Here is a 20,432-nt window from a genome sequence, read left to right as displayed (position 1 = left end):
TGGGCCCGCCGCCATCGGCCATCCATGGCCGGGGGCTGCTAACCCGGCATCCATGCCGGGTTGCCCACTGCGCAGAACCTCCACTCGGCCTCTCGAGGGGGCGACCACCGCCACAGCCGCCGAGGCGGCCTGGTAGCCGACCTGGCTCTCGGTTCGACCGCATTCCCCCTGTGGGAGCGAGCCTGCTCGCGATGGTCGTCAACGATGACGCGAGTTGTCTGAATGAGAGCGGTGTCTGGACGTTTTTCGCGAGCAAGCTCGCTCCTACAGGGCATCGGGTTTTCTGATCGAGCGCATTCCACTGTGGGAGCTGGCTTGCCAGCGATGGACGTTAACGATGACGCGGGCTGTCTGGATGAACGCGGTGCCCGGGCGTTTTTCGCGAGCAGGCTCGCTCCTACAGGGGATCGGGTTCACACGGTCAAAATTGTAGGAGCCGGCTTGCTGGCGATGGACGTCAACGATGGCGCGGGCGGTCTGGATGAGCGCGGTGTCTGGGCGTTTTTCGCGAGCAGGCTCGCTCCTACAGGGGATAGGGTTCACACGGTCGAAATTGTAGGAGCCAGCTTGCTGGCGATGGACGTCAACGATGGCGCGGGCGGTCTGGATGAGCGCGGTGTCTGGGCGTTTTTCGCCAGCAAGCCGGCTCCTACAGGGATCGGGTTCACACGGTCAAAATTGTAGGAGCCGGCTTGCTGGCGATGGACGTTAACGATGACGCGGGCTATCTGGATGAGCGCGGTGTCTGGACGTTTTTCGCGAGCAGGCTCGCTCCTACAGGGGATCGAGTTCACACGGTCAAAATTGTAGGAGCCAGCTTGCTGGCGATGGACGTTAACGATGACGCGGGCGATCTGGATGAGCGCGGTGTCTGGACGTTTTTCGCGAGCAGGCTCGCTCCCACAGGGGATCGGGTTCACACGGTCAAAATTGTAGGAGCCGGCTTGCTGGCGATGGACGTTAACGATGACGCGGGTTGTCTGGATGAACGCGGTGTCTGGGCGTTTTTCGCCAGCAAGCTGGCTCCTACAGGGAATCTCGTGTGCTTTTGATCTTCACCACTCATCAGGCCGAGCGTTAGCTCGCCTTTCGCTTTTGATCTTGCGGTGTACGCCCCCTCGTGAGGCCGAGTGGAGGTTCTGCGCAGTGGGCACCGCGGCAAGGATGCCGCGGTAGCCGCCCCCGGCCATGGATGGCCGATGGCGGCGGGCCCACGGAGCAGGACCGGAACGAGGGCATGCCGAGCATTAGCGAGGCACCGAACGAAAGGGGCAAGAGCGCTTTGTTACTTGGCGCTTCTCCAAGTGACTCGCCGTAAGGGCGAAACCAATAGCCGCCGTTACCGCAGGAATGGATATGTACGCTCCCACGATGCGGACGCCATCGCCAGCAAGCCGGCTCCTACAGGTACAGCGCCTTACCTAGGTGGATAATTAGCCAGAATCCGTCCCACCGTCTCACGTATCGCCGTACTACGGTCCGACGGATTCGGCGTGCGGCTGAGGATCTGCTCATCACTGCCACGCCACACCAGTTTGCCGTCCTTGCCGTCGAGCAGGTCGATCTGGATGATCGCCACCTTGTAGCTGACGTTGCGGGTTTCGTTATACATCGGCCCGCCCCAGTAACCATTCCACGGGCCACCCCAACCGCCGCCATAGTTGGTGGTCACTTGTTGCTGACGGTCCTCGACGATCAGGTAAGTCTGCACACTCACATCCCCCTTGCTGCCCGCAGCGGCCGGGCGCAGTCCGCGCTGATCCAGCTGATCGGCCACCGATTGGCGGACGCGCTGTTCAGTCAGGTCGCTCTTGATCCGCGGGTCATCGGGGCGATATTGCAGAGCGGGTTCTTTCCAGCTCCAGCTGCGATAGGCGGCGAAATCACGGCTGGCGTCGAAGTCATGATTGACCTGGTTGCCGGCGCAGGCATTGAGGAGCGCGGCCACTGCCAGTAAAGCGAGACGGCGGAACATGATGATTCTCCGGTTGAAGACATGAACCTGCGGAACGCTTCTTATCTACAAGAAGCTAACTGGGAGGATACGCCGACATCGCCTTTTCCACAGCCTCCCGAATGGCATCGGCGCGTGCACTCTGGCTGCCTTTGTTGCTGGTTTCGGCGCTCGAACTCCAGACTGGCTGACCGCTCTGGGCATCGAACAGGTCCACCTGCACCACCACGACTTGTTCCGAATAGGTCCGCACGATCGGCACCGTGTTGTATACGCCATAACCACTGCCGTAGCGATTGTAGCCGCCATAGCCGCCGCCGTAATAACCGTAGTCATCCTGCACCTGACGCAGGCGGGTTTCCAGATGCAGATTGGCGCTGACGAACAGGTCCGCCGGGCGATTGTCGTGCAGCGGCCGCAAGCCGCGCTGGTCAAGGGCATTGCTCACGGCCTCGGCGACTTGCGCCGAATCCGCCCACGCCGAACCAGCAGGCAGGTTCCCGTTGAGCCAGGCCCAGCTGCGGTAGCGGCCGTAGTCCCGTGGCGCGGCCGGGTAGGCGCTGCGATCGAAGGTGGTGGCCGCCTCGGGCGGCGCCGGTGGCAAAGGCTTGGAACTGGCCACGTAGGGATTGCTGCCCTGACAGGCCGCCAGCCCCAGGCAGATCACCAGTAACCCTGAACGACTTTTCATTTCGTGCTCCGATCAGACCGGCCGACAGATCCAGTGCAGGTAGCGCCCAAGTCCGGCAAAACTTGGGTGACGCCGGTGGGCCAGTTCCATTTCCAGCAAGTCCACCAGCTCCGCGCGGGCCTGGAATTCCACCGGCATGTAGTCGTGAAAAACACGCACCCCGCTCTGTGTTTCGACCTGCCACAAGCCTTCAAGTTGCGCCGCCAGTTCCCGCGGATCAAGCGGCTGTTGCGGGGTCAGGCTTTGCTTTTCGCCGGCCATGTCATTCTTGCGCATCTTGCGAAAATGACCCTTGAGCAGGTTGCGGTAGATCAACGCATCGCGGTTGTAGAAGGCCAGGGACAACCAGCCGTCTTTTTTGGTCAGCTGATGCAAAACCGGCAGGATCGCGTGGGGTTCGGCCAGCCACTCCAGCACCGCGTGGCACAGCACCAGATCGTAGGGTTCGGTGAGCTGACCGAGCAGGTCTTGCCACGGAGCCTGAATGAACGTTGCGGTCTGCCCCGCCTCGGCGAACCGCTGACGAGCGCCTTCAAGCATCGGCTCGGCAGGTTCGGCCAGTGTCACCTCATGACCGCGCTGGGCCAGCCACAACGACATGTGCCCCAGACCCGCGCCGATGTCGAGGACCCGCAACGGACGGTCCGGCAGGGTTTCGGCGAGGTCAGCCTGAAGCACCGCCAGGCGGATGGCGCCCTTGGCTCCGCCGTAGATCTTTTCGGCAAAACGGGTCGCCAGTTGATCGAAATGACGGTCGCTCATCAGCTGAACCTCCGTTCACTGTCCGCGAGTTTGCTGCGCACCACTTCATTCATGTCCAGTCCCAGTTCGCTGCACAGCAACAGTAGGTAGAGCACAATGTCGCCGACTTCCTGCCCGGCGTGGGCCAGTTTGTCTGCTGGCAGCTGGCGCGACTGGTCTTCGCTCAGCCACTGGAAGATCTCTACCAGCTCGGACATTTCCACGCTCGCGGCCATGGCCAGGTTTTTCGGGCTGTGAAATTGCCGCCAGTCATTGCGGTCACGGATGGCGTGCAGGCGTTCGGTCAGTTCAACAAGGTTCATCGGGCTCTCCTGAAGGCGTATAGCTTCGGGGGGATGCTCGGGGATGGCAAGTGGGTCTTGTTTTTGTGGGAGCGAGACCGGCTTGCCGGCGAATGCGTCATTAACGTCAAGATCGGCGTTGACTGGCAGGCCGCTTCGCGAGCAGGCTCGCTCCCACAGGAGCGCAACCTTCTATGCTTGCAGGGAACTCCCCTTTGTAATCAATGGCCCAAGGCTCAACCCCATACATCAGGACGTCAACAACATGCAGGTAGAAGGTTTTTTTGAATGGCTCGGCCAGGCGCTGGGTTCAGTCATCCGCTTTATCGTTGACGCCCTCAGCGGCCTGTTCAACCTGCTGAGCCACGCCGGCGGGAATTTCGTCGAAGGGTTGTCCCGTGCGCTGGGCATGGACACGTCGATCATCAGCATCATCGCTTTGATCCTCGGGCTGATGCTGTTGTGGTCGGCGATCCGCGCGTTCATGAATGCGTCGATCATCATGGGAATCATCTGGCTGGTGCTGGGGTTGTGGTTGCTGAGCTGGATTATTCATTAACACCACCCCCCTGTAGGAGCGAGCCCGCTCGCGATGGTGTGTCAGCCGACACCTACGTAGCTGACACACCATCGCGAGCGGGCTCGCTCCTACAATGAATCGCGGCGGATTCAAATGTGTCGCTACAATGCCGGCTCTCCAAGGAGCCCGCATGTCCAACCTGATCGCCGACTGGCGCGACCGCCCAACCCATCACCGGGTCTGGGCGCTCGCCGCCCCCATGATCCTCTCGAACATTTCCGTACCGCTGGTGGCACTGGTCGACAGCACGGTGATCGGCCACTTGCCCCACGCCCATCAACTGGGCGCCGTCGCGGTCGGGGCCAGCCTGTATACCTTTCTGGCCTGGGCCATGGGCTTTCTGCGCATGGGCTCCACCGGGTTTGCCGCCCAGGCCGCCGGCCGTGGAGATGGCGCGGCGCTGCGGCAGATTCTTTTACAGGGCCTGTTGCTGGCCATGGGGCTCGCCATTGTTCTGGGCGCCGTGGGTATCCCGCTGAGCGGCGTTGCCTTGCACTTCATGCAACCCTCGGCAGAACTGGATCAACTGACCCGCGAATTTTTCCACACCCGCCTGTTCGGCCTGCCCGCCGCGCTGGCCAGTTACGCACTGGTCGGCTGGTTTCTCGGGACCCAGAACGCCCGGGCACCGCTGGCGATTCTGCTGAGCACCAACCTGGTCAACATTGCGCTGAACCTGTGGTTCGTCCTCGGCCTGGAATGGGGGGTGGTCGGTGCCGCCCGGGCCTCGGTGATCGCCGAATGGACCGGCGCGCTGATCGGCCTGTTGATGACCCGCAAGGCCTTGCGCGCCTACCCCGGCCACATCGCCTGGACCGCGCTGGCGTTGTGGCAGAGCTGGCGACCACTGCTGGCGGTCAACCGCGACATCTTCATCCGCAGCCTGCTGCTGCAATCGGTATTTTTTCTGATCACCGTGCAAGGCGCGCGGTTGGGTGATGCGACCGTCGCGGCCAACGCTTTGTTGCTCAACGGTCTGCTGCTGACCGCTCACGCTCTCGACGGACTGGCCCACGCCGTGGAGGCTTTGTGCGGGCATGCGATTGGAGCGCGAGACCGTGACGCCCTGCGCCGTTCGTTAGTGGTCGCCTGCGGCTGGTCGTTGCTGGCGAGCCTGGGGTTTGCAGTGCTGTTTCTGTTCGCCGGGCACTTGTTCATCGAGATGCAGACCGACATCCAGAGTGTCCGCGACACCGCGTTCATTTACCTGCCCTACCTCGCCGCCCTGCCGTTGATCGCGGTCGGGAGCTACCTGCTCGACGGCCTGTTCATCGGCGCGACCCGCGCCCGGGAAATGCGCAACGGCATGCTGCTGACGGTGCTCCTGACGTTGCCATTCGGATGGGCGCTGCAAGGCCTGGGCAACCACGGGCTGTGGATAACTTTCTTGCTGTTCATGGTGGTGCGTAGCCTGACACTCGGCGCGATCGCCTGGTCGTTGCGCAACAACGACGGCTGGTTCAGCGGCAAGGCTCACTGACCGGGCGTGGCCTTCACAAACGCCGCGACCTGGTCCAGCACGGGCGCCAGGCCGCGCATCGGGCGTGACAGCGTCGCCACCAGCGTGGCGTGACCGGGACGCGAGAAATAAAGGTCCTGCACCGGCACGCCCGCCTCCCGTAACTTGCGCGCCAGGCCGCCCGTGTTGCGCGTCGGGTTCACCAGATCATCGTCCGTCGCGGCCATCAACAAGGCGGGCGGTGCACCACGACTGACATGATTGATCGGCTGCGACTGCGGCGGCGAATCCGGCCAGAAAAACACCGGGCGCACGTCCGGATTCTTGATCGGCAAAAAATCGTAAGGTCCCGCCAGGCCGATCCAGCCACTGATGTTGTGCGGCGACAGGCCCACGGCGCCCAGCAAGCCAGGGTCCAGCGCCAGCATCGCCGCGTTGTACGCCCCCGAGCTGTGGCCCATCAGGAACAAACGTTGCGGGTTTCCGGAAAACTGCCGAATGTGCGCGTGGGTCCAGGCCACGGCTTTCGCCCCGTCCTCGAGGAACAGTGGATAACGCACCTGTGGATACAACCGATAGTCCGCCAGCACCGCCACGATCCCCCGCGAAGCCAGCGCCTCGCCGACAAAAGCATAATCTTCACGTGAGCCGCTGTTCCAGCTTCCGCCATAGAAAAACACCACCACCGGAGCGTTTTCCACAGAATGGCGTGGCACGTACACGTCCAGTTTCTGCCGTGGATCATCGCCGTAGGCAATGCCTTCGGTCTTGTCGAAACTGCCGCCGGGTGTCAGTGCATTGAGCATTTTCAACGGTGAGCATGCCGTTATCGCAAGGAGCAACAATCCGCCGATTGCCAGGTTGAACAGTCGCTGGAAAGTGCCCGCCATGTAGGTCGAACCTCGTGTTCAGGGTTGATCGTTTTGCCAGCGTTGACGTAAACCGTCGAGACGTTCCTGCTGCGTCAGCCCCGACAGCGGCGGTACCAGCAGCGCGCGGGGGTACTGCAAGCGTAGCCATAACCAGCCATCGAGCACCGGTCGTTCGCTGAAACCCAGCGCCAGCCCTTCCTGCACGTGCGCCCACAAACGCTGGTAATCGGTTCCGGTGGATTGGCTCCAGTGCCAGGCATGTTGCTCCAGCAGGCAGGTCTGCAGTTTTTCCCGTTGACGCGGGCTGAGGCTTTCTTCGACTGCCAAGGGGCTGACGGCGAGCTGCGGATTGAGCAATTGCTGCCAGCCCTGGCTGCCGATTGCCCGGTCGGCCCAGGTCCCGCCGAACCAGTGCAAGCGGCTGATGGGGCCGAGCCAGCGACTCAAATCCCGGGCATCGCAGGCATCGAAAAAATAACTGGCGGTGTTGGGGTTGTAATAGCTCAACAAGGCCCGGTGATGCAGGCCCAGCGTGACGGTGAGCATGCGCCGCAAGTGCGCCAGCAACTGCGATGACGAAGCCTCGCTGACCACCAGCAAACCGCGCCAGACCTGCATTTGGTCGTAGCAGGATTCGGCCAGCGCCGGGCAGGTTCGAAGGTCGATCAGGGCCGGTCCCTGTGCGCGCAATGCATGCCATTCCGTGCCCTCGAACAACCAGAATCGGCGAGCCCGGGCGAACGTCTGTTGCAGCAGCGCTCCCGCCTGAGGAGCACTCGGCACATCCAGCAACAGCCATTGCGGAGTGGCGCCGATCATGCCGCACCGCTCTGACCAAACCCGGTCACCGCCCGACAGGCACACAGCCCCTGTGCGCAATGGCTGAAACTGCCGCCGCCGGGCATCAGACACAACAGCACCAACGGCTCGCCCGAGCGCAGCAGTTCCAGCATTCCATCCTTGGGTACTGCTTCTGGCGGGGTGGCAAGCTCCGCCTCCTCGACCGTCGACGATGGGGGAAGAAACCCGCAAATCAACGGCTGATCGGGATCGCCCTCGATGAAGCTCACCACCACCTCGGTGCCTACGCTCAGCGGCGAGACACCCGGATCGTCCAGCCCGGCCGCCAGCGGCAACCAACAATAGCTGGGGCTCGCGCCCTCCCCCTGATAAAGCCAGTCAAACTGCACCGCCACCGGCCTCGACGGATCCGGCCGGGGCTCGTCGACATCGACCACCCAGGCGCGTTGCAGGCTGTGCATCCGGGGTTTCACCGCACGATGAGGCGGTTCGAAGGAGGCTTCCCAATGGATCGCGCGGATCTGATTGCTGTAAGGCACCTGTGGGTCCTGGCTGCCCTGATGTTCGACATGGGTCAGCAACCACAGATGATTCCAGTCGGCGACCGGATGCCCGGACAACGGCATCAGGCACCCGCTGCGCAACATCGGCAGGTCGCTGCGAGCTTCGACACTGGGCGCGTTGCGTTGCCCGGCCTGAAGCTGGAACTGACGCACCGCCGGTTGCCGGCCATCGGTCTGGAACGGCGCGTTCGCAACGAGATTGAAATGCCCGCGGCCGTCACCAAACACCATGCAGTGCCCGTCGGCGTGGTGCTCGAAGTGGTAATGCAATCGCTCCTGGGCGCAAAGGCGCTGGAGAAATTGCAAGTCGGATTCCCGATACTGCGTACAGAAATCACGGGGCGGGTAATCGCCGCTCAACTCGAAGCGCAGATCCTTGCCGGCAATGCCATGCTCCCGGAGCACCTGGCTGAGGATCTCGGGCACCGACAGCGCATTGAAAATCCGCTGGCTGACACGCTGGGAAAGGCACGCCAGCCTGGGCCCCAGTCGTACCTGGCAAAGCCTCACGGCCGGGCCATGGTCACGCTGGACGAGTTCATGCAATTGACCCTGCAAAGCGTTGCCCTCGGGCCCGAAATGCAACACGGCCGGACGGTAGAGCAAGCTGGCAAGGTCGAGCGTCGGGTCATCGATCAGCAGATCCACGTCGAACACAAAGGGCTCGCTGATCGCTTCTCTACCGGTAAAGGCCAGGACTTCGAAAGGCTCGGGCAGACCGGCTACATCCAGACGAAATGACGGTTCGTTGACTGGATCGAACATCGGCGATTCTCTACAGGAGGGGCGGCCGGGGATTCTCGCCGAGAGACATGGCCGAGTAGAGTGCCGAAGTACAACTTAGGAAATGGCCTACGCGAAAAGAGGACCAAATCGCTTTGATAGCCGGGAGTGAGGAGGGTTTCGCGGAAAAATAGAGAACCGCCGCACCAAGTCATCCGAAATTTCCGCAGCGCGCGGAACATTTTCGGACAACCTGATGGGAGCGGCGAGTTACCTCAAGACGACAGGTAAGACGAACGGGTCAGACCCAGGCGCAAGGCGTCGAGGAACTGGGTGCGTTCGGCGGCCGTGATGCGTGCGCTGGCGCACTTGTCACGGTAGTGGGTCATCAGCTCTTCCGGCGACAGGTGCACGTAACGCAACATGTCTTCGATGGTGTCGTGGGTTTCGATACCCGCGTGGTACACGCTGCCGTCGGCATTCTGGTAAATGTTCACCGAGTCGGTGTCACCGAACAGGTTGTGCATGTCGCCGAGAATTTCCTGGTAGGCACCGACCAGGAAGATACCCAGCAGGTAGTCTTCACCTTCGTTCAGCGCGTGTACCGGCAGGCTGGTCTCGATGCTCTGCTCGTCGACGTATTGCTTGATCTTGCCGTCGGAGTCGCAGGTCAGGTCTTGCAGCACGGCGCGACGCAGCGGCTCTTCGTCGAGACGGTGCAGCGGCAGAATCGGCAGGACCTGGCCGATGGCCCAGGTGTCCGGCAGGCTCTGGAACACCGAGAAGTTGCAGATGTACTTGTCGGCCAGCTTGTCGTTGAGTTCGTCGAGCACCTGACGGTGGGAACGCTGACGCGCCTTCAGCGAGTTGTGCAGGCGACGGCACACGGCGAAATAGCATTGCTCGGCCAGGGCTTTCTCGGCCAGGGTCAGCTTGCCGTCGGCGTACTGGGTGGCGACATCGCTCATGTAGTGCGTGGCGCGCCAGTAGGTTTCGGTGACCATCTCGATGTCGGTCGGGCCGAGCAGGTCAACCAGCCACTGCACGGTTTCCGGCAGCGCTTCCTTGTTGTCGATCTGCGGCACGTCGTCGTTGTGTTTCTCGACGTCGGTGACTTGCACCACCAGCATGGCGTGGTGCGCGGTCAGGGAACGGCCGCTTTCGGAGAAGATGTTCGGGTGCGGCAGGCTCTGCGCGTCGCAGAACTCCTTGAGCATCCCGACCACAACACCGGCGTAATCGTCCATGTCGTAGTTGATCGAACTGGCGTTGCGCGAGTGCGTACCGTCGTAGTCGACGCCCAGACCGCCACCGACGTCGATGTGATCCACCGGCAAACCGAGGTTACGCAGTTCGCCGTAGTAACGAATCGCTTCCTTGAAGCCGTGCTGGTAGTCCGCCAGGTTGGCGATCTGCGAACCCATGTGGAAGTGCAGCAGACGAATGCCTTGATCCAGGCCCGCCGCGCGGAAACGCTCGACCACCGACAACAGTTGCGCCGCCGACAGACCGAACTTGGATTTCTCGCCACCGGTGTCCGCCCACTTGCTCGAGGCCAGGGACGACAGACGCACGCGCAGGCCAACCTGCGGCTTGACCTTCAGCGAAGCGGCTTCTTCGATCACCAGACCGACTTCGGATTCTTTCTCGATCACGATGAATACGTTGTGACCGAGTTTCTGGCCCATCAGCGCCAGACGGATGAACTCGCGGTCCTTGTAACCGTTGCAGACGATGGTGCCGCCTTTCGGCGCCAGCGCCAGTACCGCCAGCAGCTCAGGCTTGGAGCCGGCTTCCAGACCGATCGACACGTTCTGCGTGGCGATGATGTTTTCGATCACCGCTTCCTGCTGGTTGACCTTGATCGGGTACAGCGCGGTGTATTTGCTCTGGTATTCCAGGCGCTCGATGTTGGCATCGAAGGCACCGGTCAGCTGACGCACGCGGTCTTGCAGAATGTCGGGGAAACGCACCAGCAACGGCAAGGACAGGCCGCTTTTGCGCAGCTGGTCGACTTGCTCGAACAGGTCGATAGGCGAACTGGCCGGACCGTTCGGACGAACCTCGACGCGACCGGCGTCATTGATCGCGAAATATCCGGCCCCCCAATGGCGAATCCCGTAAACACTGCGGCTGTCCGCAACTGTCCATTGGCTGCCATCGTCTTTGCGTGTGCGTCGTACGGACATTGAAGTCCCCTATAAAGAAGTCATAGAGCGTCGCCTGGGTTCAGGCCGGCGCAGTCTAAAGGATGAAAATGACGGTTCGTCAACGAGGGGATAGACCTCGCTGACCGCAGTGAGTTTAGAAACCGGTCAGAACAGGCTCTGTGAAAACCATGTAGACGACGCCAGGTCCCGGGTCAATCAGGACCGGATCAAGCCGGGGTGGTTTTCACAGAGGCTGCTAGCCGCCGGACTTCTTTGCCTTGAAACCGAGCTTGATCAGTTCGCCCAACAACAGCTCGACATGATCGCCCTGGATTTCAATGATTCCGTCTTTCAACGCCCCACCGGTGCCACAACGCTTCTTCAACGTGGTCGCCAGTTCCTTGAGCGCGTCTTCGGCCAGCGGCACGCCGGTGATGGTCGTCACCGTCTTGCCGCCACGGCCCTTGCTTTCGCGACGCACGCGAGCGATGCCGTCGCCGGCCGGGATAACGGTCTGTTTGCAGATACAGGCGTCCACCGGCTTACTGCAATCCGGGCAATGACGACCTGCGTCGGTGGAAAATACCAGGCCACCAAGGGCGGCGAAGGATGCGGCTTTTTTGGCCACCGGCAATCCTCTTGGGAGGACAAAGACTGGTCGCGGCACTTGGGGCAAGTGCCATCGACCGCGAAGCCCCACTCAGGCAGGGGCAGCGCTACTGAAACGGAAAAACCCTTGTAGGAGCGAGCCTGCTCGCGATGGACGTCAACGATAACGCGCGGCATCTGGCAATACGTGTCGTCCTATCGTTTTTCGCGAGCAAGCTCGCTCCTACAGAAACAGCAATCCGGTTCAGTTTGAAAAGGTCGCGCAGTGTAACGGCAAAAACGCCGATTGCTAAGAGCCAATCGGCGCCAATTTATGCCTCTTTTGCGACGTCTTCGCCACGAGCCTTGAGATAGCGCTTCAACGCGGCCAAAGAGTCCGGGCAGTAAGGCTTCTGCTCGATTTCCAGCATGACCTGATCGATGGGAATAAAGCGCGCTTCGAGCACTTCTTCCGGTTGCAGGATCAACGGGCCGTCCCACACCGCCGAAAACGCCGAGCACCAGAGGCGATTGCCGGTGTCTTCGAAGAAAAAATGGTCATGGGCGGTCAGTTCCACGCCGCTCACGCCCAACTCTTCTTCCAGCTCACGGGCAGCCGATTCGGCGTAGGTTTCGGTCGCGAGCACCATGCCTCCCGCCGCCACGTCCCAGTAACCGGGATAGATCGCCTTGCTCAAGGTACGCCGGTGTACACAGAGTTCACCGGCGGAATTGAACAGCATGATGTAGGTGCCGCGCCCGATCAGCCCGCGCTCGCGCAGGTCGGAACGGACCAGGGCGCCGAGCAGGTTGTCCTGCTCGTCGACCCAGGCGATCTGTTCGGCATCCGAGGCCACGCGGTGCGCGGCTTCTCTGGCGTTATCGACCATGACTCAGCCCTGATTGAGCAGTTGACGCAAATCGATCACCGCCGCGTTGGCCCGGGAGATGTAGTTGGCCATGACCAGCGAGTGGTTGGCCAGCACGCCGAAGCCGCTGCCATTGAGGATCATCGGGCTCCAGACCGGCTCTTGCGAAGCTTCCAGCTCACGAATGATCTGGCGCACGCTGACGGTCGCGTTCTTCTTCGCCAAGACATCGGCGAAGTCGACTTCAATGGCGCGCAGCAAGTGGGACAGCGCCCAGGCCTGGCCGCGAGCCTCGTAGAACACGTTGTCGATCTGCATCCACGGGGTTTCGACGATTTCTTCGTCAACCTGTGGCACCTGACCCGGCGCGACCACTTCGGTTTTCAGCGCGGTGTTCAGCTTGACCCGGCCCACGCTGGCCGACAGGCGTTGCGACAGCGAGCCCAAACGGGTGCCGACATCGCCCAGCCAGTTGTTCAGGTTGTCGGCGCGGGCATAGAACAGCGCGTTTTTCTGCGAAGGGTCGGACAGGCGAGCCTGGTAACGGCTCAGGGAATTGATGCCTTCCTGATACTCGGACTCACTGGACGGCAGCACCCAGCTTTTATTGTCGAAGTTGAAACGCGGCTCGGCTTTCGCCAGATCGGAGTCTTCGGCCGACTGCGATTGCGAACGGGCAAAGTCTTTACGCAGCGCACGCGTCAGGTCGCGGACCTGGACCAGCACGCCATATTCCCAGCTCGGCGTGTTATCCATCCACAGGCCCGGCGGGAAACGGTCATTGGAAATGTAGCCGCCCGGTTTGGTCAGCAAGGTATCGGCGACGGTCTTGAGGGTTTCCACCGTGGTGTAGCCGATGACCATCTGCTTGCCTTCTTTCTCGGCCGCCACCTGGGCATTCTGTTGAACCGGAAACAGTGCCGGTTCCTGGCTCCAGTACCAGCCAAGCGCAATGGTCACGATCAGGTAGATGGCGATCAACGTGGCCAGCGCCCGGCTGAACAGCAGGCCACCGATGTAACTGCGGGTAGCCGACTTCGGTTCAGCGGCACGTTCAGGCGCGCTGCCCGCGCGGTTCTTCCAGTCCAGCATGGCGATATCCTTTCAATCACTTGAGTTCATCGGTTCGACCACAACCATACAACAACGTGCCTTTGCCCGGCACCCGTCGTCGGGTGATCCGGATAAATTTCCGTCAGGTGATGTGACAACCGCGTGCCAATGAACGCTAGCCGCCCTGCCCGACTTAAACGCCAACGACCTTCATCGAGATGTGCTGAACCTCGTTCGAAACAAAAAGATGCGCAATTCCCTCGGGGTCGGTTCTGCGTGGAGAAGTGTCCCCATCCACCGTCGCGAGGTAGTGACGCTGTGCCAGCGGCTCACCCGTTACGCTTTCTCTCAGCCGAAAGACGCTTGGCGTTCTTGAAGGCTGGACGGGCGGATTTTGCATCAGCTCGATCACCTTTGGATCAAAGGCCCGCTCCGGCATCGCCCAGTCAACGTAGTCGGCTTCGGCCTTGACCAGCCACCACTCTCCTCGCTCAACCTGCTCAAGCACCTCGCTGTCGAGATTGATCGACAGGCCGGCACGCAACTCGGCGAGGCCTTCGATGGGTCGCCCATCCAGCAGCGCCTCGCGCACGAGCGCCAACGCTTGCTCACTGGGCCAGGCATTGTGCCGCTCCGATTCGGACAGCTCACGCTCATTGACCAGCCTCATGCGTGTTCCCCGGTGCTCCACTCATCGCAACCCATGGTTCGGCTGATTTCGTGCCGCCAATTGATTCGCCGGTAACTGAAGTGAACCTTCTCCAGTTGAGTGACGTGGGCCGTGTCGGGATCCTGGCAATGGGGCATCAGCACTTCCGAACCGACGATCACCGCATCTTCCAGCTCCATCGTGTAGAAGTGCTCCTGGATCCCCTGAGCCGATGTGCGGTACCACTCGACGCGGCACTGGGTGAGCAACTCGCCCGAACACAGAGCGTTGTTGATCAGCGGTGATGCCTTGTCGATGGCCTTGGTGATGATCAAGGGCTTGTGCATCCGACGGCCCGCGCCTGAGCCTTTTGGCACGAAGATGCCGTGGCTCAGGGCCTGGATCATGATCTGGTCCTCGCGACCCAGCTGGTAGACGTTACCCACGGATGCCTCGGTGAACGCACCCGCGCTGATCAGGCCTTGCCGTTCGCCGTGGAGGGTCATGAAGGCGGGGGTTGGCATGGTGAGGCTCCTTTTTATTTGGGTTGTGGGGCGGGGAAGTGCGAGGGTTCGTCGTACATGTCTTCGATTTCGTCGAAGGGGACCCAGGGTTTGGCGAGCGCCAGGGTGATGAGGTAGCGTTCTTCGGTGGGGTTTCGGTAATCCTTGAAGCGCCCCAATATCAGCATGGCTTGATACTTATCGCTTGCCTGCCAAAAGGATCGCCCGGAGAGAATTCCTTTTCTCAAGTAGGCTCGCCACTCAGGGGTATCGGCGATCGTGGGATTGTTTCGTAACCCCTTTGCCACCCAGCCTTTTTCACGCCATTGGTTTTGCAGGTCGAGAACTACCTTGAGAGCATCATCGATCAATAGTGGCTCTATCTGCGGGGACATGCGGATGCTGTAAATGACGTTGTCGTCAAATCCGACACTGAAGAAGCGCGCGGCGGGAGTGGTGAATCCAAATTGCGGGTCGACGAATCGCAATCTCGCATCGGTCATAGGGATACCGGACCAGATATGTCCGCGTATCTGCGGACTAAAGGGGGCGGAAGAATTTCTGTGCAGATATTCATACGTCCCGCCCATTTCAAGGACGATTTCAGGTTCATCCCAGAGAGGCTGTGTCAGCTGGTGAAAGGCGACCCACGTCAGCAAAGCCAGGACGAGAAGATAGGCACCGCAGCGCCAGCCGAACAAACGTGATCGCAGAGTCATAGGCTGCTACCGCTCGATGCGATCTCACTGATCGACTGTTCTAATGCATTACGGTTGTGGTCACCGAGCATCTGATCAAACCGCGCTGCGGCCTGAAGCACGAATGCCATTCGCTGCTTGATGTCAGACAAGTCCGCCAGTGGGTTGTCGCCAAAATCGATGGTGCGGCCATCCTCAACGCGTTGACATTGGCTGGTAAGCGTCAACTCAATCGCCTGGGCAACGCCGGAAGGAAACCCCGTGACGTAGGAGGCGTGGTTGGCACGCAGCAAAGCCACCAATTGACGGTCCTGGTAAATCGTCGGCTGGAGGATATTGTTCTGCTCATGCCGCGCCAGATGCTCAACACTTCCGGCGATGTCTCCATCCTCTATCGCCTCAAAACCCAGCAAAATTTCGTTATAAACCTGCCCGAATTCCAGCGTCTCCTTCCCCACTGGCCACAGCACTGGAAACTTCGGATGCCCAACTATTCCCGCCCGGGCTTCCAAACACTTTTTCAACTCTCTGAACCCACGCTTCGCAAAAAACTCATGCAACGGAAAAACATCCAGAAACAGCGTGGTATTCCCCAACGCCATCATCTCGTGCACATGCCGGAACTGCTGCTGAACCAACGACAACTCCTCACCCGCAAAACGCAAATCCACAGAGGGCACCGGATTGCGCGCATCCGCTTCCTTATAGTCACGCAACGCTTGCGCCTGCCAGACCATCCTGTCCGGCGTCAACAAACCGAACTTGCGGCGGCCATCACGCACACGCTCCCGCGCCTCATGCTCCGCACGAATGAGCTCGACACTGTCCGCCGCATGCAACAACCCGCAACCGACCTGCTTCGACGCGAATGCCGCCAATCCGGCCCACTGAAATCTTGAGTCGTGCAGCCACAAACGGGCGTAAGCCGCATTGATCGCGCGATTGCGCTCAACCGGATCAGCGATCAGTACCCCGCCGGGGGCGACGATTTCTTCCGCCTCGCGCTGGTAAATCCGCCACAGGCAGGCGCACGTGAGAATCGGCACATCGGTAACCAGCGTCTTGCTGCCGTACAGCCGCTCTTCTTTGCATTCACAGTCAGCAACGGGCGTGGTGTTCTGGTTGAGGCGCTGCTGATCGCTGGGCTGTTCTTTGAAGCACTGGGTCATGAGGGGCCGTTGGCGTATAGGGGAATCCCTGAACCCTATCAGGCAAAAATCCGCTCCGGATCCGGCGCTGGAAAAATCAGAAATCCCTGACAGGCAAGGCTCGCCAGCCCCTGGGAAGCTTCCTGAAAAAGCATCAGGGCAATTCTGAAACACCCTGTCTAGAGGCTTCCAGCGATCAAATACTCACCAATCAAGACCGGCCGGTCAGAAACTGAATGATGCCGCTTTGCAGATTATTGACGTACGACACTCATCCAATCGAAAAGAGGTGCTAGCATAGAGCCACCAGTCGATCTCAGCATGCACCCTAACTAGTAGTCAGGATATGACCGAGCCAGAAGACCCCAGCCGTGAGCGCCTCAAGCACCACTTTGCCCAGCGGGTAATTCATCAGGCACGTCAAATTCTTGAGATCTGGCAGCGCCTGCAACGCAGTGAGTGGTCGCTCACCGATTTATCGGAACTGAGCGAAGCCAACCTGCGCCTGCTGCGTTTCGCCGAGCGCTTCGAACAACCCGAACACACCCAGTTGGCCCGTCACATCGGCCAGTCGCTGGAGGCTGTCGACGCCAATCGCGGACGCCTGAGCAGCGGGCTGATCACCGACCTCAATCGCTTGATGCAGCGCCTGTCGCGCACCGGCCTGCGCCATGGCGACCAACTCGAACAAACTTTCCTGCCGCCGTTGCGCAAGCCGATCTACGTGATGCTCCAGGATCACGAACGTGCCGAGCGCCTGGCCAAGCAGCTTGAATTCTTCGGCCTCAGCGCCCAATCCCTCGACAGCGTGGCCGCGTTCCGCTCGTCGATGGTTGAACGCCTGCCTGCCGCGATCGTCATGGACGTGGACTTCAGCGGCCCCGGCATCGGCCTGCAACTGGCCGCCGAAGCCCAGGTCGGCCTGGACGAGCCGCTGCCGCTGCTGTTTTTCAGCCTGCTCGAAACCGACACCCCGACCCGCCTCGCCGCCGTGCGTGCCGGTGGCCAGGAATTCCTCACAGGCACCCTCGAAGCGTCGAGCCTGCTGGAGAAGATCGAAGTCCTGACCTGCGTCGCGCAGTACGAACCTTATAAAGTGTTGATCATCGACGACTCCCGCGCCCAGGCCTTGCACACCGAGCGCCTGCTCAACAGCGCCGGGATCGTCACGCGCACCTTGATCGAACCGATCCAGGCGATGGCCGAGCTGGCGGACTTCCAGCCCGACCTGATCATCCTCGACATGTACATGCCGACCTGCACCGGCACCGAACTGGCCAAGGTGATTCGCCACAACGACCGTTATGTCAGCGTGCCGATCATTTACCTGTCCGCCGAAGACGACCTGGACAAGCAGCTCGACGCCATGAGCGAAGGCGGCGATGACTTCCTGACCAAACCGATCAAGCCGCGGCACCTGATCACCACTGTGCGCAATCGCGCGGCGCGGGCGCGCAATCTCAAGGCGCGGATGGTCCGCGACAGCCTCACCGGGCTGTACAACCACACGCACATCCTGCAATTGCTCGAAGACTGCAGCTTCCGCGCCCGCCGCGAGAACAAGCCGCTGAGCTTTGCGATGCTCGACATCGACCACTTCAAACGGGTCAACGACAGCCACGGCCACCCGATGGGCGACCGCGTGATCAAGAGCCTGGCGCTGTTTCTCAAGCAGCGCCTGCGCAAGACCGATTTCATCGGCCGTTACGGCGGCGAAGAATTCGCCATCGTCATGCCGGATACCGATATCGAAGCGGCCTACAACGTCCTCGACGAGATCCGTCAACGCTTTGCGGAAATTCATTACCCCGCCCAGCCGCAGGATCTCTGGTGCACCTTCAGCGCCGGGGTGGTTGAGCTGTGCGAAACGTCTGACGGCCTGATGATGGCCAGCCAGGCGGATGAAGCGCTGTATCGCGCCAAGCACGCCGGGCGTAACCGCGTACAAGCGGCACGGACATCACAGCAAAGTGCCACCTTTTCATCGGAATCACCCCATTCAGTCATAACCCTGTAACAGAAACGCAATAACTTCAGGCACTTACCATTCTGCCGTTGGTAGTACCGCGATGCGCCTGAAGCTGCTGACCAATCTCAACACCCTCCTTTTAGTCGCCGTGTGCGTGGCCCTCGGCGCCACGCTCTGGTGGTCGCAAAAAGCCCTGGAACGCCCGTATTTATTGATGGAGCGCTACCTCGGGCTGTCGCAGCAATTTCAGAATGAAGTGGCACGCAACGTCGAGGACTACCTTGCCAGCGGTGACGCCTTGCGCCTGAGTAGCGCCAGCCAGGCCATCGACACGCTGCAAAAGGAGCTCGGGGAGTTGCCGCCCGCCTTGGCCGACACCTTGCGCCCCAGCCTGTCGAACCTCGACGAATTCAGCAAAACCGATCTGCTCGCCGCCGGCAAACTCGCCGGTGATCCGCAAGCGCTGCTGTTACAAGCTGAACGCGAACTCGGCGCCAGCCTTGATCAGCTCAGCCAGTACGCCAGTAGCAATGCAACGTATCTCGCGCCTTTGCTGACGGCTTCCCAGCACTTGGGAAAACTGTCATTGGCCCGGGACAAACTGGTCAGCAGCGGCCGCAGCGAACTGGCTGCCGATGTTGAGCGTGAAGTCACCAATATCCGCGCTCAAGCTGAACTGTTGAATGCCCTACCGCTACTGGGTGTCACCAGCAAGGCTGAATCGAGCACCGACGACTTCGCCGCCATGATGGGCCTGGAGAACACCGAAAAAACCGTGGCCGAAGATGCCGGAGTCGGGCTCAAACGCGAACTCAACAGCCTGCTGACTCGCTACCCCGCCGAGCTTGCACGCACCCGCGAGCAGATCCAGAAACGCGCCGACCTCAGCGCCGCGACGCACCTGAAGATCACTGCAGTACAACAGGCCATCGCCGGGTTGGAGCCGGTGGTCCGCGCCCAGCACGGTCAGATCCAGGGCGAAGTGCGGCTGATGCAGGGCGTAATGATCGGCCTGATCCTGCTGATCGCACTGCTCATCGATACCCTGCAACGCCGCCTCGCCCGAACACTGACCAACCTCGCGCCGGCCCTGTCGACCTGGGCCGAGGGCGACTTCAGCCGGGACATCGAACTGGGCAAGACCAATCGCGAGCTCCACGATATTCAGGCCTCGCTCAACCGCTTGCGCGCCTACCTCGTCGATCTGGTCGGGACCATCCGCCTCAACGCCGAACAGGTCGCTGGCAGCAGCCGCACGCTCGCCGAATTGAGCAACGACCTGCACAGCGGCGCCGAGCATCAGGCTGGCGACACCGCGCTGATCCGCGATTCTCTTGGCGAACTGGAAGCGACCATTCAACAAGTGGCGGGTGATGCCAGCCAGGCCGCCGATGCCAGCCGCCATGCCGGACTGGCGGTAGAACATGGGCAGAAAGTCATCGGCCTGAGCCTCACCGGGCTGCACGCACTGGTCGATGAAGTGCAAGGCAACGCGCAAATGATCGAACACCTGGCCGAAGAGTCCGCGACCATCGGCGGCGTGCTGACGGTGATCCGTTCGATTGCCGACCAGACCAACCTCCTGGCCCTGAACGCCGCCATCGAAGCCGCCCGCGCCGGGGAAATGGGCCGTGGTTTTGCCGTCGTGGCCGAAGAAGTTCGCTCACTGGCACAACGCACGGCAGGCGCTACCGCCGAGATCCAGACCTTGATCGCCGGGTTGCAGACGGCGGCGCGACAATCGGTGGAAGGCATGCGCGCGCAGGTCGAACACGCCGAAGCCACGGCCAATCAGGCGCAGGCGGCGGATGGCGCGCTGGATAAAATCGTCGGGGCGATCCAGACCATTTCCGACACCGCGGTGCGCATCGCCGATGTCACGGCCCAGCAGAGTGGCGCGGTCAGCGAGATCCGGGATCACAGCGAGCGGATTCACCAATTGGGCGGGGATAACCTGCTGCGCATTGGTGAAGGGCGCGAGCAAGGGGAGCATTTGCTGGTGTTGGGTGGGCGGTTGCATACCGCCGTTCAGGCTTTCCGCGTCTGACAGATCGCCATCGCCGGCAAGCCGGTCTCGCTCCCACATTTGGATGGCGTACACCGACCCAATGTAGGAGCG

The 20,432-nt window shown here is 61.1% G+C and carries 21 protein-coding genes; 6 read left to right on the top strand and 15 right to left on the bottom strand.

All coding sequences use genetic code 11. The annotated features are described in order from the left end of the window. The first annotated feature begins 324 nt into the window (after positions 1-324). Positions 325-684 carry a hypothetical protein gene (locus ACF6ZU_RS15940; RefSeq protein ID WP_392885121.1) on the top strand — a complete coding sequence of 120 codons (360 nt, stop codon included), beginning with the start codon at positions 325-327 and terminating at the stop codon, positions 682-684. Positions 685-701: 17 nt separating this feature from the next. After that, on the top strand, positions 702-1,052 hold the full coding sequence (locus tag ACF6ZU_RS15935; RefSeq protein ID WP_392885120.1) for a hypothetical protein: 351 nt from the start codon (positions 702-704) through the stop codon (positions 1,050-1,052). Between the two features lie 365 nt (positions 1,053-1,417). Here the strand turns inward: ACF6ZU_RS15935 and ACF6ZU_RS15930 are convergent, their stop codons facing one another. Genes ACF6ZU_RS15930 through ACF6ZU_RS15915 form a run of 4 tightly spaced genes read right to left on the bottom strand, consistent with a single transcriptional unit; the run spans position 1,418 to position 3,709 of the window. Next, positions 1,418-1,975 carry a DUF4136 domain-containing protein gene (locus ACF6ZU_RS15930; RefSeq protein ID WP_392885119.1) on the bottom strand — a complete coding sequence of 186 codons (558 nt, stop codon included), beginning with the start codon at positions 1,973-1,975 and terminating at the stop codon, positions 1,418-1,420. Between the two features lie 55 nt (positions 1,976-2,030). Further along, positions 2,031-2,645, bottom strand: a complete 615-nt coding sequence (locus tag ACF6ZU_RS15925) for a DUF4136 domain-containing protein (RefSeq protein ID WP_392885118.1) — start codon at positions 2,643-2,645, stop codon at positions 2,031-2,033. A gap of 12 nt (positions 2,646-2,657) precedes the next feature. Next, complete coding sequence (locus tag ACF6ZU_RS15920) at positions 2,658-3,407, bottom strand: methyltransferase domain-containing protein (protein ID WP_392885117.1); 750 nt, start codon at positions 3,405-3,407, stop codon at positions 2,658-2,660. Continuing rightward, on the bottom strand, positions 3,407-3,709 hold the full coding sequence (locus ACF6ZU_RS15915) for a MazG-like family protein (RefSeq protein ID WP_017336358.1): 303 nt from the start codon (positions 3,707-3,709) through the stop codon (positions 3,407-3,409). Before ACF6ZU_RS15915 ends, ACF6ZU_RS15920 begins: the two co-directional genes overlap by 1 nt. Positions 3,710-3,953: 244 nt before the next feature. Between ACF6ZU_RS15915 and ACF6ZU_RS15910 the strand changes: the two genes are divergently transcribed. After that, positions 3,954-4,247: a hypothetical protein gene (locus tag ACF6ZU_RS15910; protein ID WP_392885116.1), complete on the top strand. Its 294-nt coding sequence runs from the start codon at positions 3,954-3,956 to the stop codon at positions 4,245-4,247. Between the two features lie 151 nt (positions 4,248-4,398). After that, entirely contained in the window at positions 4,399-5,748 is a 1,350-nt protein-coding gene (locus tag ACF6ZU_RS15905; RefSeq protein ID WP_392885115.1) for an MATE family efflux transporter, read from the top strand. On the opposite strand, the gene ACF6ZU_RS15900 is transcribed toward ACF6ZU_RS15905, so the two are convergent. The 11 genes from ACF6ZU_RS15900 to ACF6ZU_RS15850 form a co-directional block, all read right to left on the bottom strand. Continuing rightward, positions 5,742-6,617, bottom strand: coding sequence for an alpha/beta hydrolase (locus ACF6ZU_RS15900; RefSeq protein ID WP_392885114.1), 876 nt, complete (start codon positions 6,615-6,617; stop codon positions 5,742-5,744). The two genes, ACF6ZU_RS15905 and ACF6ZU_RS15900, sit on opposite strands and share 7 nt — an antisense overlap. Before the next feature lie 18 nt (positions 6,618-6,635). Then, positions 6,636-7,418 (bottom strand): DUF4123 domain-containing protein, encoded by a 783-nt coding sequence (locus ACF6ZU_RS15895; RefSeq protein WP_392885113.1) that lies wholly within the window; start codon positions 7,416-7,418, stop codon positions 6,636-6,638. Beyond that, positions 7,415-8,728 (bottom strand): contractile injection system protein, VgrG/Pvc8 family, encoded by a 1,314-nt coding sequence (locus ACF6ZU_RS15890; protein ID WP_392885112.1) that lies wholly within the window; start codon positions 8,726-8,728, stop codon positions 7,415-7,417. Before ACF6ZU_RS15890 ends, ACF6ZU_RS15895 begins: the two co-directional genes overlap by 4 nt. 233 nt (positions 8,729-8,961) lie before the next feature. Next, entirely contained in the window at positions 8,962-10,875 is a 1,914-nt protein-coding gene (speA, locus tag ACF6ZU_RS15885) for an arginine decarboxylase (protein ID WP_392885111.1), read from the bottom strand. A gap of 217 nt (positions 10,876-11,092) precedes the next feature. After that, positions 11,093-11,464, bottom strand: a complete 372-nt coding sequence (locus tag ACF6ZU_RS15880; RefSeq protein ID WP_027921891.1) for a translation initiation factor Sui1 — start codon at positions 11,462-11,464, stop codon at positions 11,093-11,095. A gap of 292 nt (positions 11,465-11,756) precedes the next feature. After that, positions 11,757-12,314 (bottom strand): NUDIX hydrolase, encoded by a 558-nt coding sequence (locus tag ACF6ZU_RS15875; protein ID WP_392885110.1) that lies wholly within the window; start codon positions 12,312-12,314, stop codon positions 11,757-11,759. A 3-nt stretch (positions 12,315-12,317) separates the two neighbouring features. After that, a complete protein-coding gene (locus ACF6ZU_RS15870; RefSeq protein WP_392885109.1) occupies positions 12,318-13,385 on the bottom strand; it encodes a DUF2333 family protein in 1,068 nt (355 codons plus the stop codon). 154 nt (positions 13,386-13,539) lie between these two features. Continuing rightward, on the bottom strand, positions 13,540-14,016 hold the full coding sequence (locus tag ACF6ZU_RS15865; protein ID WP_392885108.1) for a hypothetical protein: 477 nt from the start codon (positions 14,014-14,016) through the stop codon (positions 13,540-13,542). Beyond that, a complete protein-coding gene (locus tag ACF6ZU_RS15860; protein ID WP_392885107.1) occupies positions 14,013-14,519 on the bottom strand; it encodes an Hcp family type VI secretion system effector in 507 nt (168 codons plus the stop codon). Before ACF6ZU_RS15860 ends, ACF6ZU_RS15865 begins: the two co-directional genes overlap by 4 nt. Positions 14,520-14,533: 14 nt before the next feature. Beyond that, a complete protein-coding gene (locus tag ACF6ZU_RS15855; protein WP_392885106.1) occupies positions 14,534-15,217 on the bottom strand; it encodes a hypothetical protein in 684 nt (227 codons plus the stop codon). Further along, on the bottom strand, positions 15,214-16,365 hold the full coding sequence (locus ACF6ZU_RS15850; protein ID WP_392885105.1) for a DUF2515 family protein: 1,152 nt from the start codon (positions 16,363-16,365) through the stop codon (positions 15,214-15,216). Before ACF6ZU_RS15850 ends, ACF6ZU_RS15855 begins: the two co-directional genes overlap by 4 nt. Positions 16,366-16,690: 325 nt before the next feature. Here ACF6ZU_RS15850 and gcbA point away from each other — a divergent pair, with 325 nt between their 5' ends. Continuing rightward, the gene (gene gcbA, locus ACF6ZU_RS15845; protein ID WP_392885104.1) at positions 16,691-18,361 is read left to right on the top strand and encodes a diguanylate cyclase GcbA; all 1,671 of its coding nucleotides are present in this window, start codon (positions 16,691-16,693) and stop codon (positions 18,359-18,361) included. Positions 18,362-18,413: 52 nt separating this feature from the next. Then, positions 18,414-20,360 carry a methyl-accepting chemotaxis protein gene (locus ACF6ZU_RS15840; RefSeq protein WP_392885103.1) on the top strand — a complete coding sequence of 649 codons (1,947 nt, stop codon included), beginning with the start codon at positions 18,414-18,416 and terminating at the stop codon, positions 20,358-20,360. The last annotated feature ends 72 nt before the right edge of the window (positions 20,361-20,432 follow it).

The organism is Pseudomonas migulae (assembly GCF_043225285.1).
GTDB classification, from domain to species: Bacteria; Pseudomonadota; Gammaproteobacteria; order Pseudomonadales; family Pseudomonadaceae; genus Aquipseudomonas; species Aquipseudomonas migulae_C.
Note: the sequence above shows the minus strand (reverse complement) of the source record. Positions and strands in the feature narration are given on the sequence as shown.

What these genes read in the sequence shown, in the direction of transcription:
- ACF6ZU_RS15940 (WP_392885121.1), top strand. Translation starts at nt 325, where the DNA reads ATGGACGTTAACGATGACGCGGGCTGTCTGGATGAACGCGGTGCCCGG.
- ACF6ZU_RS15935 (WP_392885120.1), top strand. Translation starts at nt 702, where the DNA reads ATGGACGTTAACGATGACGCGGGCTATCTGGATGAGCGCGGTGTCTGG.
- ACF6ZU_RS15930 (WP_392885119.1), bottom strand. Translation starts at nt 1,975, where the DNA reads ATGTTCCGCCGTCTCGCTTTACTGGCAGTGGCCGCGCTCCTCAATGCC.
- ACF6ZU_RS15925 (WP_392885118.1), bottom strand. Translation starts at nt 2,645, where the DNA reads ATGAAAAGTCGTTCAGGGTTACTGGTGATCTGCCTGGGGCTGGCGGCC.
- ACF6ZU_RS15920 (WP_392885117.1), bottom strand. Translation starts at nt 3,407, where the DNA reads ATGAGCGACCGTCATTTCGATCAACTGGCGACCCGTTTTGCCGAAAAG.
- ACF6ZU_RS15915 (WP_017336358.1), bottom strand. Translation starts at nt 3,709, where the DNA reads ATGAACCTTGTTGAACTGACCGAACGCCTGCACGCCATCCGTGACCGC.
- ACF6ZU_RS15910 (WP_392885116.1), top strand. Translation starts at nt 3,954, where the DNA reads ATGCAGGTAGAAGGTTTTTTTGAATGGCTCGGCCAGGCGCTGGGTTCA.
- ACF6ZU_RS15905 (WP_392885115.1), top strand. Translation starts at nt 4,399, where the DNA reads ATGTCCAACCTGATCGCCGACTGGCGCGACCGCCCAACCCATCACCGG.
- ACF6ZU_RS15900 (WP_392885114.1), bottom strand. Translation starts at nt 6,617, where the DNA reads ATGGCGGGCACTTTCCAGCGACTGTTCAACCTGGCAATCGGCGGATTG.
- ACF6ZU_RS15895 (WP_392885113.1), bottom strand. Translation starts at nt 7,418, where the DNA reads ATGATCGGCGCCACTCCGCAATGGCTGTTGCTGGATGTGCCGAGTGCT.
- ACF6ZU_RS15890 (WP_392885112.1), bottom strand. Translation starts at nt 8,728, where the DNA reads ATGTTCGATCCAGTCAACGAACCGTCATTTCGTCTGGATGTAGCCGGT.
- speA (WP_392885111.1), bottom strand. Translation starts at nt 10,875, where the DNA reads ATGTCCGTACGACGCACACGCAAAGACGATGGCAGCCAATGGACAGTT.
- ACF6ZU_RS15875 (WP_392885110.1), bottom strand. Translation starts at nt 12,314, where the DNA reads ATGGTCGATAACGCCAGAGAAGCCGCGCACCGCGTGGCCTCGGATGCC.
- ACF6ZU_RS15870 (WP_392885109.1), bottom strand. Translation starts at nt 13,385, where the DNA reads ATGCTGGACTGGAAGAACCGCGCGGGCAGCGCGCCTGAACGTGCCGCT.
- ACF6ZU_RS15865 (WP_392885108.1), bottom strand. Translation starts at nt 14,016, where the DNA reads ATGAGGCTGGTCAATGAGCGTGAGCTGTCCGAATCGGAGCGGCACAAT.
- ACF6ZU_RS15860 (WP_392885107.1), bottom strand. Translation starts at nt 14,519, where the DNA reads ATGCCAACCCCCGCCTTCATGACCCTCCACGGCGAACGGCAAGGCCTG.
- ACF6ZU_RS15855 (WP_392885106.1), bottom strand. Translation starts at nt 15,217, where the DNA reads ATGACTCTGCGATCACGTTTGTTCGGCTGGCGCTGCGGTGCCTATCTT.
- ACF6ZU_RS15850 (WP_392885105.1), bottom strand. Translation starts at nt 16,365, where the DNA reads ATGACCCAGTGCTTCAAAGAACAGCCCAGCGATCAGCAGCGCCTCAAC.
- gcbA (WP_392885104.1), top strand. Translation starts at nt 16,691, where the DNA reads ATGACCGAGCCAGAAGACCCCAGCCGTGAGCGCCTCAAGCACCACTTT.
- ACF6ZU_RS15840 (WP_392885103.1), top strand. Translation starts at nt 18,414, where the DNA reads ATGCGCCTGAAGCTGCTGACCAATCTCAACACCCTCCTTTTAGTCGCC.